This is a genomic window from Pseudomonas sp. B22129 (assembly GCF_044218875.1).
Taxonomy (GTDB): Bacteria; Pseudomonadota; Gammaproteobacteria; order Pseudomonadales; family Pseudomonadaceae; genus Aquipseudomonas.
Window position 1 is genome coordinate 660,995 of the sequence record NZ_CP162592.1, and the last position, 13,475, is coordinate 674,469.

At 62.6% G+C, this 13,475-nt stretch carries 13 protein-coding genes; 11 read left to right on the plus strand and 2 right to left on the minus strand.

Annotation, left to right across the window (positions count from 1 at the left end):
* Positions 1-7 precede the first annotated feature (7 nt).
* Together cbiE and AB4P94_RS03070 are read left to right on the plus strand one after the other, a co-directional pair.
* On the plus strand, positions 8-1,213 hold the full coding sequence (gene cbiE / locus AB4P94_RS03065) for a precorrin-6y C5,15-methyltransferase (decarboxylating) subunit CbiE (RefSeq protein WP_395609348.1): 1,206 nt from the start codon (positions 8-10) through the stop codon (positions 1,211-1,213).
* Positions 1,210-1,929, plus strand: coding sequence for a cobalt-precorrin-6A reductase (locus AB4P94_RS03070; protein ID WP_395609349.1), 720 nt, complete (start codon positions 1,210-1,212; stop codon positions 1,927-1,929). Before cbiE ends, AB4P94_RS03070 begins: the two co-directional genes overlap by 4 nt.
* 119 nt (positions 1,930-2,048) lie before the next feature.
* On the opposite strand, the gene AB4P94_RS03075 is transcribed toward AB4P94_RS03070, so the two are convergent.
* Positions 2,049-2,291, minus strand: coding sequence for a DUF6124 family protein (locus AB4P94_RS03075; RefSeq protein WP_395609350.1), 243 nt, complete (start codon positions 2,289-2,291; stop codon positions 2,049-2,051).
* A gap of 338 nt (positions 2,292-2,629) precedes the next feature.
* Here AB4P94_RS03075 and AB4P94_RS03080 point away from each other — a divergent pair, with 338 nt between their 5' ends.
* The 9 genes from AB4P94_RS03080 (at position 2,630) to AB4P94_RS03120 (ending at position 12,762) form a co-directional block, all read left to right on the plus strand.
* Entirely contained in the window at positions 2,630-3,025 is a 396-nt protein-coding gene (locus tag AB4P94_RS03080) for a DUF2946 domain-containing protein (RefSeq protein ID WP_395609351.1), read from the plus strand.
* Positions 3,026-3,071: 46 nt separating this feature from the next.
* Positions 3,072-3,554, plus strand: a complete 483-nt coding sequence (locus AB4P94_RS03085; protein WP_395609352.1) for a copper chaperone PCu(A)C — start codon at positions 3,072-3,074, stop codon at positions 3,552-3,554.
* Positions 3,555-3,564: 10 nt separating this feature from the next.
* Complete coding sequence (locus AB4P94_RS03090; RefSeq protein WP_395609353.1) at positions 3,565-3,966, plus strand: DUF2946 domain-containing protein; 402 nt, start codon at positions 3,565-3,567, stop codon at positions 3,964-3,966.
* A 93-nt stretch (positions 3,967-4,059) separates the two neighbouring features.
* On the plus strand, positions 4,060-6,120 hold the full coding sequence (locus tag AB4P94_RS03095; protein WP_395609354.1) for a TonB-dependent copper receptor: 2,061 nt from the start codon (positions 4,060-4,062) through the stop codon (positions 6,118-6,120).
* A gap of 124 nt (positions 6,121-6,244) precedes the next feature.
* The gene (locus AB4P94_RS03100; RefSeq protein WP_395609355.1) at positions 6,245-7,627 is read left to right on the plus strand and encodes a PepSY-associated TM helix domain-containing protein; all 1,383 of its coding nucleotides are present in this window, start codon (positions 6,245-6,247) and stop codon (positions 7,625-7,627) included.
* Positions 7,628-7,776: 149 nt separating this feature from the next.
* Positions 7,777-9,882 carry a TonB-dependent receptor gene (locus tag AB4P94_RS03105; RefSeq protein ID WP_395609356.1) on the plus strand — a complete coding sequence of 702 codons (2,106 nt, stop codon included), beginning with the start codon at positions 7,777-7,779 and terminating at the stop codon, positions 9,880-9,882.
* 140 nt (positions 9,883-10,022) lie between these two features.
* On the plus strand, positions 10,023-10,811 hold the full coding sequence (locus AB4P94_RS03110; protein ID WP_395609357.1) for an ABC transporter ATP-binding protein: 789 nt from the start codon (positions 10,023-10,025) through the stop codon (positions 10,809-10,811).
* Positions 10,808-11,755, plus strand: coding sequence for an ABC transporter substrate-binding protein (locus tag AB4P94_RS03115; protein WP_395609358.1), 948 nt, complete (start codon positions 10,808-10,810; stop codon positions 11,753-11,755). The genes AB4P94_RS03110 and AB4P94_RS03115 overlap by 4 nt, the downstream gene beginning before the upstream one ends.
* Positions 11,752-12,762 carry a FecCD family ABC transporter permease gene (locus AB4P94_RS03120; protein ID WP_395609359.1) on the plus strand — a complete coding sequence of 337 codons (1,011 nt, stop codon included), beginning with the start codon at positions 11,752-11,754 and terminating at the stop codon, positions 12,760-12,762. The genes AB4P94_RS03115 and AB4P94_RS03120 overlap by 4 nt, the downstream gene beginning before the upstream one ends.
* Before the next feature lie 2 nt (positions 12,763-12,764).
* On the opposite strand, the gene AB4P94_RS03125 is transcribed toward AB4P94_RS03120, so the two are convergent.
* A complete protein-coding gene (locus AB4P94_RS03125) occupies positions 12,765-13,367 on the minus strand; it encodes a hypothetical protein (protein WP_395609360.1) in 603 nt (200 codons plus the stop codon).
* Positions 13,368-13,475 lie beyond the last annotated feature (108 nt).

A 13,475-nucleotide genomic window follows, 5' to 3' on the forward strand; every position in this document is an offset into this window, starting at 1 on the left:
AATTCATATGTCGCCCTGGCTGACGGTTGTAGGCATCGGTGAAGACGGCTTCAAGGGGCTGGGCAGAAACGCCCGGCATGCCCTGTTGCGCGCCAACCGGATTATAGGCGGCCAGCGCCAGTTGGACCTGCTGCCGGTGTGTATTCGCGGCGAACGCCAGCTGTGGCCGAGCCCGTTTTCGCTGGAGCCGGTGCTGGCAAGCCGTGGTGAGCCGGTGTGCGTGCTGGCCAGCGGCGACCCGATGTTTTATGGCGTAGGCGCCAGCCTGGCGCGGCAGGTGGCGACGGATGAGTTGCTGATATTGCCGGCGCCTTCGTCGGTTTCCCTGGCGGCGGCGCGGTTGGGTTGGCCGTTGCAGGAAGTGGTGACGTTATCCGTGGTGGCGCGGCCATTGGCCGCGTTGAATGCGCATCTGGCCAGCGGCGTGCGGTTACTGGTGTTGAGTAATGACGGCCGCAGCCCGGCGCTGATTGCCTCGTTACTGACTGAATCCGGTTTCGGGCCAAGCCGGCTGAGTGTGTTTGAGCACTTGGGCGGCGCCGATGAGCGGCGCATCGATGGTTTGGCGAGTGATTGGCAACAGGCTCGCGTCGCCGATTTGAATCTAGTCGCCATCGATTGCGTGGCCTCCAGCGAAACACCACGCCTGTCGCGCCTGGCAGGCCTGCCGGATTCAGCCTTCAAGCACGACGGCCAACTGACCAAACGCGACGTACGCGCCATGACCCTCGCCCGCCTCGCACCGATGCCGGGCGAACTGCTGTGGGACGTGGGCGCGGGCAGCGGTTCCATCGGCATTGAATGGATGCGCGCCCATCCGAGCTGCCGCGCGTTGGCGATTGAGGCGGATGAGGGCCGACAGGGGTTGATCGAACATAACCGCGATGCCCTGGGTGTGCCCGGCCTGCAACTGATTCGCGGCAAGGCGCCTCAGGCGCTGGATGGGTTGGAAGCACCGGACGCGATCTTCATCGGCGGCGGCGTAACGCGCGAAGGCGTGCTCGATACGTGCTGGCAACAGCTGCGGCCCGGTGGCCGCTTGGTCGCCAATGCCGTGACCCTGCAAAGCGAGATGGCCTTGATGAACTGGCGCGCCGAGCACGGCGGCGAACTGACGCGCATCCATGTCGCCCAGGCCCAGCCGTTGGGCGAATTCGACACCTGGCGCCAGGCATTGCCGATCACCTTGCTGGACGTGGTCAAACCGCTATGAAGCGCATTCTGTTGCTGGGCGGTGTGACTGAGGCGTTGGCGATTGCTCGCACGCTCGGCCCGGAACACATCTACAGCCTGGCGGGCGTTGGCCGGGTGCCGACGGATCTGAATTGTCAGGTTCGGGTCGGCGGTTATGGCGGGGCGCAGGGGCTGGCGCAGTTTGTTCGGGACGAAGGGATTGGTCTGATTCTTGATGCCACCCATCCGTATGCGGCGCAGATCAGCCGCAATGCCGCTGAGGCTGCGCGTGTATGTAGCGTGCCGTGCTGGGCGCTACGGCGCCCGGCGTGGCAGCCACAGGCGGGAGATGATTGGCGGGAAGTCGAGGACTGGGCCTCGTTGATCGAAGCGCTCAAACCTTTCAAACGCCCGCTGTTCACACTGGGGCGCGAGCCGTTGCAGCATCTGAATGAAATCCCGCCGGAGCACTTCTGGACACTGCGCGCGCTGGACGTGTACCCGGGCAATGAGCGGTGTGAAGTGATCGGCGCGCGTGGGCCGTTTTTGATCGAAGATGAACGCGCGCTGTTCGAACGGCGTGGCATCGATGTGCTGATCAGCAAGAACAGCGGCAGCACGGCGACCGAACCGAAGCTGGAAGTGGCACGTGAGCGCGGCGTGCCAGTGCTGGTGTTGAAACGGCCCGTGCTGGCGGCTGTCGACCGAGAGTTCACCGCCGTGGCTGCGGTGCTACAGGCAATCACCACCCCCTAAACATCACAGATCCCCTGTGGGAGCGGGCTTGCCCGCGAAGGCGGCGTATCAGTCACCTGATGTATTGACTGACACTCCGCTTTCGCGAGCAAGCCCGCTCCCACATTTGATTTGTGTAGCTAGGCCTGCCCAATGCCTTCCGGCACACGAGCAGCCAGCAACTGTGCCAGCTCAATCAACTGCACGACACCCAGCAACGCCTCTCGCTTCGAGCCGTCCAGATCAAATGCAAGATCACAGCTCAGCGCATTCGCCGAGGCGAGGGTCTCGTTGAGGTTGACCAGCAGGTCTTCGGTGGTGATGCCGTCGGCTACGGTGAAAACCCGAAAGGGCGAGTTGGGAGTGAAGGCTGATTTAGTCATGGTGACGCTCCGATAGAAAAAGTAGAGGCGCCTTAGTGCTTGCGGGCCGCGACGCCCGACCGCTGAATGTGCAGCGGTGTCCGGAGACTAGAGATCGAGTGTCCTAGGGACAACCTTAAATCCATATCGGAAACTTCTGGTTGCTGCTTGCACACATTCCACCAGCAACCGACAGCCTCAAGCCAACCCACAGTGTGGAGTGCAAAATTGGCAATCCGCGTTTCCCGTCTATCCTGAAACCTGTCACTGCGACACCAAACCACACCGCCCCTTTTTACTTATCCACCCCGATCAGGCTAAATACCCCCCTGATCGTTTAACCCTACGGATTGTCCGCCATGGCCCGTCAACGCTTTGCAATTGTGTGGATCGCCTGCTTTGCAGTGCTGTTCAACGCCTTTGCCATGCCGATGGCCGGGGCGATGCAGCAGTCGGACGACCCGGTCAAACAGCTGTTGTGGGGCAGTTTCTGCTCGTCCAACGGCGCCAGCCTGAAGACCATCGCGCTGGGCACGCTGGAGGTTCCGGCACCGCAGCAGGACGATCACTCCACCATGCAGCATTGTTGGTGCTGCTCGGGCTCGGCGCCGGTGGTGGCGCTGCCGGGGCATGTGCCGCAGTTGTATGTCACCCGTTTTGACGCCGTACTGGGCCTGTCCCGGCCCGCCCTGCAAACCCCCACCCCGCGCCAGCAATGGCCGAGCCTCAACCCGCGCGCCTCTCCAACGGTCTGATTTCTTCGCAAGTGAACTGCGTTTAGAACCGTTCTGGAGAACTGCCATGCTCAAATCTTCCCTGCTTCTGGCCGCGTTGCTGTTGCCGGTGTTCAGTGCTGCCAATGCCGATGACTACAAGGCCGGCGACCTGTTGGTCAGCGACCCCTGGTCCCAGGAATTGCCGCCCAACGCACCGACGGTGGCGGCGTACTTTGTGATTCATAACACGGGGGAAACCCCGGACCGCCTGCTCAGCGTCGAGACGCCGGTGGCGGACAAGGCCGAGTTGCACGAGCACGTCCTGCAAGGCGACCTGATGAAAATGCAGCAGGTGCCCAGTGTGGCGGTGCCGGCCAAGGGCGATCTGACGTTCGCGCCGATGGCCTATCACGTGATGCTGCTGGGCCTCAAAGACCGCAGCCTGCTGGCCGATGGCAAGCAATTTCCGCTGACCCTGACCTTCGAAAAGGCCGGCAAGGTGCAAGTAGAAGTCTCGGTGCAGAAGGTGCCGCCAATGGCCACCCACGAGCATAAGCACGCCCAGTAGGCCAACTTCGATGGGCGCCCCTCGCGCCAGGTTTTCTCCACACGCCCGCGTGAGACGCGGCCGTTGGATCAGCCTGTTCGCCATGCTGATGATCTTTATCGGTCCGCTGATTTCCCAAGCGATGCCGATGGACCATCACGCCGGTATGTCGATGAGCATGTCCATGGACATGCCGATGGACCACACCGACTCCCATCACCCCAAAGCCCCTGACGAACACCACGCCCTCTGGTCCAAGTGCGGCTATTGCGACCTGCTGTATAGCTGCCCGGCCCTGCCCGGCGGCCTTTCAAGCTTCACCCTCTCCACCCCGCCATCGGCCAACGCCCTTACCCCCGCCCCACGCCTGGGCCACGCCCGGCAAAGCATCTTCCCCGGCGCCCGCAGCCGCGCACCGCCCGTCAACGCGTAAACCCTCCACAGCGTTACTTCACCCCGGCCGACTTTAGACAGACAGCCGCAGGCTGCTGGCCGTGTTGTTTACGATTGATTGATGGAATTTGTCATGTCCAGGTTTTCTGCTGACACCCGTTTGGGAAGCACTCCCGTGGTCGCCGTTCTGTGCGGCGCCCTTTTGGCTCCACTTGCCCACGCCGACGAGCACGAACTGAGCCCCACGGTCATCACCGCGGTCGCCCCCAGCTCGCCGCTGACCGTGGTGACCAACCCGAAAGACCCGCGCCAGCCGGTGCCCGCCAGCGATGGCGGCGACTACCTCAAGACCATTCCCGGCTTCGCGCTGGTGCGCAACGGCGGCACCAACGGTGACCCGGTGCTGCGCGGCATGTTCGGCTCGCGCCTGAATATCCTCACCAACGGCAGCATGATGCTCGGTGCCTGCCCTGGCCGCATGGATGCGCCGACCTCATACATTTCCCCGGAAACCTACGACAAGCTTACCGTGATCAAAGGCCCACAAACCGTGCTCTGGGGCCCGGGCGCCTCCGCCGGCACCATCCTGTTCGAACGTGAGCCCGAGCAATTCGGTGAATTGGGCACACGCCTGAATGCCAGCGTTCTGGCCGGTTCCAACGGGCGTTTTGACAAAGTGATCGATGCCGCTGCGGGCGGGCCTTTGGGCTATGTGCGGGTGATCGGCAACCAGGCCCACGCCGATGACTACAAGGACGGCAACAACGACACCGTGGCCTCGCGCTACGACAAATGGAACGGCGACGTGGCCGTGGGGTTCACACCCGACGCCGACACCCTGCTGGAGCTCACCGCCGGCCGTGGCGATGGTGAAGCGCGCTATGCCGGGCGTGGCATGGACGGCTCGCAATTTCTGCGTGAAAGCCTGGGGCTGCGTTTCGAAATATCCAACATCGGCGAGGTGCTGGATGAAGTTGAAGCCCAGGTTTACTACAACTACGCCGACCACGTGATGGACAACTACACGCTGCGCACGCCCTCCGGCACCGGCATGATGGCCGGGCCCATGGCGGCCAACGTCGACCGCCGTACCCTCGGCGCGCGGATCAAGGCGACCTGGCGCTGGGCCGATGTGCAACTGATCGGCGGCCTGGATGCGCAAACCAATGAACATCGCCAGCGCAGCAGCATGGGCATCGACACTTACAAGGACTTGCCCCGGGAAAAGGACGCCAACTTCCACAACTATGGCGTGTTCGGCGAGCTGACCTGGTACGCCGCCGACCGCGACCGCCTGATCACCGGCGCGCGCCTGGACCGCGCCTCAGCCAAGGATTTTCGCCAGACCACCAGCTCGGGAATGATGAGCCGCCCTAACCCGACCGCCAACGACACCCGCGCCGACACACTGCCATCGGGCTTCGTACGCTTTGAACACGACCTGGCCGACAGCCCGACCACCGTCTACGCCGGCCTGGGCCACTCGGAGCGCTTCCCGGATTACTGGGAGTTGTTCTCGCCGAACACCGGCGCCGTGGGCTCGGTGAACGCCTTCGACGGCGTGAAGCCGGAGAAAACCACCCAGTTCGACTTCGGCGCGCAGTACAAAACCGCCGACCTCGAAGCCTGGGCCTCGGGTTACATCGGCCGCGTGCAGGACTTCATCCTGTTCGACTACACGCCCGGCATGATGGGCACCACCTCCCAGGCGCGCAATGTCGACGCGCGCATCATGGGCGGCGAATTGGGTGCGGCGTACAAGCTGACCCGCCATTGGAAAGCCGACGCCACCCTCGCCTACGCCTGGGGCAAGAACACCAGCGACGGCAAGGCGCTGCCGCAAATGCCGCCGCTGGATGCGCGCTTCGGCCTGACCTACAGCGAAGACGACTGGAGTGCCGGCGCCTTGTGGCGCGTGGTCGCGGCGCAGAATCGCATCGATCAGAACAAGGGCAACGTGGTCGGCAAGGACTTCGACAAAAGCGGCGGCTTTGGCGTGTTCTCGCTGAACGCGGCGTACCGCATCAATAAACATTTCAAGGTCAGCACTGGCGTCGACAACCTGTTCGGCAAGGCCTATGCCGAGCACTTGAACCTGGCCGGCAACGCCGGGTTCGGCTACCCGGCCAATGACCCGCAGGCCATCAAGGAGCCGGGGCGTACGCTCTGGACCAAAGTCGATATGAGCTTCTAAGAGCATCGCGGGCAAGCCCGCTCCCACATTTGATTTGTGAATACATTCAAAGGTGGGAGCTGGCTTGCCTGCGATGGCGGCATAACTGACAAAAAAACTTTTAAAGCCTTTGCGGAGCCCCCTGATGACCACCCAAAAAGTTTCCTTCTACAACCTCGCCTGGCGCTGGCACTTCTACGCCGGGCTCTTCGTCGCCCCTTTTATGGTGCTGCTGGCCCTGACCGGCATCATCTACCTGTTCAAACCTCAGCTTGATCCGCTGATGTACGGCAACCTGCTCACCGTGCCCGCCGCCGAGCACGCGCTGAGCGCCGACGAGCAACTGCAACGCGCCAAAGCGGCCTACCCACAAGCAGCGATCAGCAAATACCTGCCGCCCGCCAACAACACCAGCAGCGCGCAATTCGTAATGCGCAACGGCGGTCGTGAAGTCACCGTCTTCATCGACCCGTATCGCGGCACCGTACTCGGCGAGCAGGACTCGAAGTACAACCTGCAAGCCATCGCCCGCGCGCTGCACGGTGAGCTGATGATCGGCACCGTCGGCGACCGTCTGGTGGAACTCGCCGCCGGTTGGGGCGTGATGCTGGTGGTGTCTGGCGTGTACCTGTGGTGGCCGCGCGGCAAGTCTTCGGCGGGCGTTCTATGGCCGCGTTTCAGCACCCGGGGCCGTGTGTTCTGGCGCGATATGCATGCGGTCGCCGGCTTCTGGGGCGCGGCCTTTTTGCTGGTGATGCTGCTCAGCGGCATGACCTGGACCGGCTTCTGGGGCAAGCAATACGCCGACCTGTGGAACACCTTCCCGGCGGCGATGTGGAATAACGTGCCGCAGTCCGACCAGCAGGCGCGCAGCCTCAACACCGCCAGCCAACAGACCGTGCCGTGGGCCCTGGAAAACACGCCGATGCCGATGTCCGGCGAGCATGCCGAACACATGAACCACGGCGCCATGCATGCCGGCCCGGCCGCGCCGACGGTGAGCTTGCAACAGGTGGTGGACCTGGCAGGCGCGCGCAAAGTCGAGCCCGGCTACAGCATCACTTTCCCGACCACCGCTACCGGTGTATTCACTGTCTCGGTGTTCGCCAACGACCCGCGCAATGACGCCACCCTGCATGTGGACCAATACACCGGCAAGGTCCTCGCCGATGTGCGCTGGGAACACTACAACACCGTCGCGCGGGCCACCGAGACCGGCGTGATGCTGCATGAAGGCAAGATGTTCGGCTGGGTCAACCAACTGATCGTGCTGCTGATTTGCCTGATGATTCTGCTTAGCGCCGTCAGCGGCGTGGTGATCTGGTGGAAGCGTCGCCCGGCGGGCGGGCTGGGGGTTCCGCCGCTGCGCCATGACCTGCCGAAGTGGAAAACCGCGATGGTGATCATGCTGGCGCTGGCCCTTGTTTTCCCGCTGGTGGGCGCCTCATTGATCGTGGTGTGGGCGTTGGATCGCCTCGTGTTGTCACGTTTTTTCAATCAACATGAATCTGCCTCAGGTTCGGCATGAGCCAGGCGAGATGCCCATGGCAGAGGCCTTCTGTAGCCTTGCGCGACTTTTGTCCCGCAGCCAATAAGTGTTAACTTATAACACTTTCTGCGTTATCGTTGCTCGCCGCGCCCTGCGGCGAGCAACCCTTCAAGAAGACTGATCGACCGATGAACAAGTACCTTGCGTCTGGCCTGTGCCTGCTCGCCCTGCACAACAGTGCCCAGGCCCTGACCCTGCCCGCCAGCCCCGTCACCGCGCCTGCCGTCGATGCAGAACGCGTCGACCTGGACACCCCGACCACCGCCGGTTCGCGGCTGAACCTCACGGCGCGGCAAACCCCCGGCAGTGTCGAAAGCCAGACCGGCGAAAAAATCCGCGAGCGTGGCGATGCCAGCGTGCAGGACGCCATCTCCCGCGCCACCGGCATCAGCCGCACCGGCACCCCGGGTGACGGCGGCACCTCGTTGCAGGCGCGCGGGTTTACCGGGCAGAGTTCAGTGCTGCAACTGTACGACGGCCAACGCATGTTCGATGGCGCGGGCACCTCCACTTTCCCGGTGGACACCTGGTCGGTCGAGCGCGTGGACGTGCTGCGCGGCCCGGCTTCGGTGATTTACGGCCAGGGCGCCACGGGAGCGGTGATCAATACGGTTCCCAAAAAGCCGTTTGAAGGCGAGATCGAAAACCATATTCGCCTCGGCTATGGCTCCTACGACCGCCAACAGGAAGCCCTCGACAGCGGCGGCTCACTGACTGACACCCTGAGTTACCGGCTGAATGTAAACCGCCTGCGCAGCAACGGTTTCATCGAGCGTGGCGACTCCGCCAGCGACTTCGTGAGCGGCGCATTGCGCTGGCAACCGGCCGACAACCTGAGCTTCACCCTGGCCCACGACTACGGCAACCAGAGCCCGCAGAACTACTACGGCACGCCACTGATCAACGGCCAGTTGCACAAAGGCCTGCGTGACAAGAACTACAACGTCAGAGACGACAAGCAACTCTACAACGACCAGTGGACCCGCCTGACAGGCGAGTGGCAGATCAACGATAACGTCACCGCCACCAACGAGCTTTCGTACCTGAAAAACCAGCGCCGCTGGCAGAATGCCGAGAGCTACAACTACGTCGACGGCGGCCTGGTGCGCCAGAGCTACCTGGGCATCAAGCATGACCAGGAACAGGTGGGTGATCGCCAGACGTTCACGTTCAAGCACACGCTTTTCGGCCTCGACAGCCAGACCATCACGGGCGTCGAATACAACCGCATTCGTTTTCGCCTGGCCAGCAACTCGCCCTTTAATGACTTGACCGACGCTGGCCAGCCGGTCGACATTCAGCACCCCGTGCCGCAGCCCTTTGAAAGTGCCAGCCCGTTCATTCCACAGTCGGTCAGCACCACCAAACAGCTGGCCGCCTTTGCGGAAAACCGCCTGCAACTGACCGACAAACTCTCGCTGGTCACCGGCGCGCGCCGTGATTACCTGCACATCGACCGTGAGTCACTCAAGGATGGCAGCGAGTCCGACAAGACCCTCACCGGCAACAACTGGAAAGCCGGTTTGGTGTACGCAATCACCCCGGATACCTCAGTCTACGGCCAGTACGCGACCAGCACCGACGGCATCGGCAGCCTGATTACCCTGAGCCCGAGCGAGCAACAATTTGGCCTGTCCACCGCCAAGCAAACCGAGATCGGCTTCAAGCAATCCTTCTGGGATTCGCGGGGCGAATGGACCCTGGCGGCTTACCACATCGTCAAAAAGAAACTGTTGGTGAGCATTCCCGGCACCGACCTCAAGGAACAAGTCGGCCAGCAATCCTCCAACGGCCTGGAGGCCAGTCTCGACCTGCAACTGCCTGACGCCTGGCAACTGCAAGCCAATGCCGCCATCGTGCGGGCGCAGTACGACGACTTCTCCGAAGTGGTCAACGGCCAGGCCGTTTCCCGCAACGGCAACCGCCCCACCGACGTACCGCGCCGCACCGCCAACCTGTGGCTGAGCAAGGCCGTGACCGACGATATTCGCGCTGGCGCCGGTGTACGTTATGTGGACTCACGTTATGCCGACACCGCCAACACCAGCGAAGTACCGAGCTACACCGTGGTCGACGCCACGGTGTCGTGGAAAGCCATGCGCAACACCACGCTGGGCCTGCAATTGAATAACCTGTTTGATCGCACCTACGCGGTGAGCCAGTACAACGAAGGCCAGCAGTGGATCCTCGGCGAGCCACGCTCGTTCTTCGTCACGGCGGACTACACCTTCTAACCGAACATTACACAGAACCCCTGTGGGAGCTGGCTTGCCTGCGATAGCGGTCTATCCGGCAAAGGTGTATTGCCTGACCCACCGCTATCGCAGGCAAGCCAGCTCCCACATGTTGAACAGCGTTTAATTTGAGAGACACGATGACCTCACTCACCCTCACCCGCCTCACCTGGACGCCCCAGGTTCACGGCCACTGCCTTCACCAGTTCCACCTGTGTGACGCCAGCCTGCAGGTCGGCGCGGGGGAGTTTGTGGGGCTGATCGGGCCCAATGGCAGCGGCAAGACCAGCCTGTTGCGCTGTGCCTACCGGTTCACCAAACCCGATCAGGGCGATGTGTCTCTCGCCCACCAGAACGTGTGGAAACAGAGCGCGAAATGGTGCGCGCAACGCGTCGCGGTGGTACTGCAGGAATTCCCCGATGCGTTCGGCCTGCGCGTGGATGAAGTGGTCGCCATGGGCCGCACACCGCATAAGGGTTTGTTCGACAGCGACACCCCACATGATCAACAGCTGATCCAGCAAGCGCTGGAATCCGTCGGCATGCAGGGTTTCGAGGACCACGCCTTCGCCACCCTCTCAGGCGGTGAAAAACAACGCGTGATCCTCGCCCGCGCCCTGGCCCAGCAACCCGAACTGCTGATACTCGACGAGCCGACCAACCACCTCGACCCGCGTTATCAGCTTGAACTGCTAAGGCTGGTTAAACGCCTGAACATCGGCACCCTGGCGAGTATCCACGACCTGAACCTGGCCGCCGCCTTCTGCGACCGCCTGTACGTGATCAACCACGGCCGCATCATCGCCAGCGGCACGCCCCATGAAGTGCTGACCGTCGAGTTGCTGCGCGATGTGTTTGGCGTCGACGCCCTGATCGACACCCACCCCCTGTCCGGCTACCCCCGAATCACCTGGATAACCCAACCATGATCCCTCGCGCCCTCCTCGCCTTTGCCTTGCTGTTCGGTACCTCTCAAGCGTTCGCCGAAGCGACCCATTACCCGGTCACCGTCAAAAGCTGCAACCGCGACGTGACCTTTCAGGAAGCGCCGAAACACGCGGTCAGCCACGACATCAACATGACCCAGATGATGCTTGCCCTGGGCCTCAAATCGCACATGGCCGGCTACAGCGGGGTGACTGGCTGGAAGTCCGTGACGCCGGAAATGACCGAGATACTCGACGGCCTGCCGGAGCTGGCGAGCAAATACCCGTCGGTGGAAACCCTGCTCAACGCCAACGTGGACTTCTTCTTCGCCGGCTGGGATTACGGCATGCGCGTGGGTGGCGACCTCACGCCATCCACCCTGCAACCGCTGGGCATCAACGTGTATGAGTTGACCGAATCCTGCGCTTTCGTGATGAAGCGGCCGGCTGCGACGCTGGAGGACACCTATAACGACCTGCGCAACCTCGGCAAGATTTTCGACGTGCAGGACCGCGCCAACGCGCTGATCGCGCAGATGCAGGCGCAAATCGCCGAAGTGCAGAAAGACCTGCCCGCCGACAAACCTCGCGTGTTTCTTTACGACAGCGGCGAAGACCGCGCCATGACCTCCGGCCGCCTTGGCATGCCCCAGGCACTGATCGATGCCGCAGGCGGGCGCAATATTCTCGATGACATCGACGCCAGTTGGACCCGCGTCAACTGGGAAACCGTGGTGGAGCGCAACCCGCAGGTGATCGTGATTGTCGACTACAGCGAAATCACCGCCGAACAGAAAGAGCAATTTTTGTTGAATAACCCGGCGCTGCAAGCGGTGGACGCGATCAGGAACCAGCGCTTTATCGTGATTCCGTATGTGCAGGCCACGCCGGGCATCGATAACGTGCTGGCGGTGGAAACCCTGGCCAAGGGGTTCCACGGCGAATGATCACCCGTCGCTACGCCTTGCTGCTGGCCGCCCTTGGCGCGCTGTTGCTGGTCTCTTGCGTGATCTCATTGGGCTTCGGCCCGGCACGGGTGCCGGTCGAGGTGGTGTGGCGAATTGTGCTGTACAAGGCGTTCGGCATGGGCGAGGTGAACTGGCCGGCCGGGCAGGAACATATCGTGTGGTTGATCCGTGTGCCGCGCATGCTGCTCGGCGCGCTGGTCGGCGCCGGGTTGGCCTTGATCGGTGCGGTGTTGCAGGCCGTCACACGCAACCCGCTGGCGGATCCGCACCTGCTCGGCGTCACTTCAGGCGCCACCCTGGGTGCGGTGATTGTGGTGCTGCATGTGGGTGAAATTGTCGGGTTGCTGACGTTGCCCATCGCCGCGTTTATCGGCGCGCTGGCGAGCATGCTGGTGGTGCTGGCGGTGGCCAGTCGTAACGGGCGGCTGGAGAGTGATCGCCTGTTGCTGTGCGGCGTCGCGGTGTCGTTTGTGATGATGGCGGCGGCCAACCTGTTGTTGTTCATGGGCGACCATCGCGCCGCTTCCGCCGTGATGTTCTGGATGCTCGGCGGCCTCGGCCTGGCGCGCTGGGAGCTGCTGGCGATTCCCGCCGCCACGGTGCTGCTGGGCCTGTTGGTGCTGGTGGGCATGGCCCGCCCGTTGAACGCATTGATGGCCGGTGAACAGACCGCCGTGACCCTGGGCCTGAACGCGCGCACGGTGCGTTTGAAGGTGTTTTTGGTGGCCTCTCTGATGACCGGCGTGCTGGTGTCCATCAGCGGCTCCATCGGCTTTGTCGGGCTGATGGTGCCGCACATTGCCCGGCGCCTGGTGGGCGCCGAGCATCGACGGTTACTGCCCGTGTGCGCGCTGCTCGGCAGCCTGTTTCTGGTGTGGGTGGACGTGGCCGCGCGCACGCTGATCGCCCCCGAAGACTTGCCGATTGGCGTGGCGACCGCGGCGATTGGCGGGTTGTTTTTTATTGGGCTGATGCGCAAGCGCTGAGGTCAGAGCTCATCTTTTTCACGGCCATACCAGGGCTCGTAGGTATTGGACCCGGCGTTTACGCCACTGCCATCCCACTCGTTGTTCAAGGGCCCTCGGGTTTTCCAGAACGCGTCGGTGACCAGTACCGACAACACGCCCAGATTTTTTAACTGAAGCACCAGCGCACTCGGCGTAAGGGCAGGTCTGGCGCCCAGCATCGCTGTTTCCGTCGCTGTCAGCGCCGGCACGTATTTGAGCAAGGCACCGCCACGGCACGAGAGGTAGATGCTCTGGGCGTCAGGAATGTTACTGATGACCACTGACAGGTAGTCGTTCAGATCCTGGCTGGAGACGAAGTTGGGCAACAATCGGATATCCAGTGGTTTCAGGCTGGGTGTGGACGCGATCGATTTATAGAAGGCGTGCACCGCTCCGATTTTGTAGTCATGCAGATCGTGATTGGCCGGCACATCGAACCCGGCGCGCCCCTTCCAGAAGAAGGCCTCAAGCGTGCTGTCGAAGAAGCCTGGCCGGTCTTCCACGGGATCAATGGCCACATAGCCGGAAATGCGCGCAGGCACCAGCAATGCGCCCAGGTATGCCTTGCTTTCGAACGGTGCCACCAACCGTTGCGCATAGCGAGCGGCGTCATCGGCGTAAAAGAACAGGGGCCCGCAGAAGGAGTGGAAATAAGGGTCGCTGGAGAACGGATGAGGCAGCCGTTTGGGCGA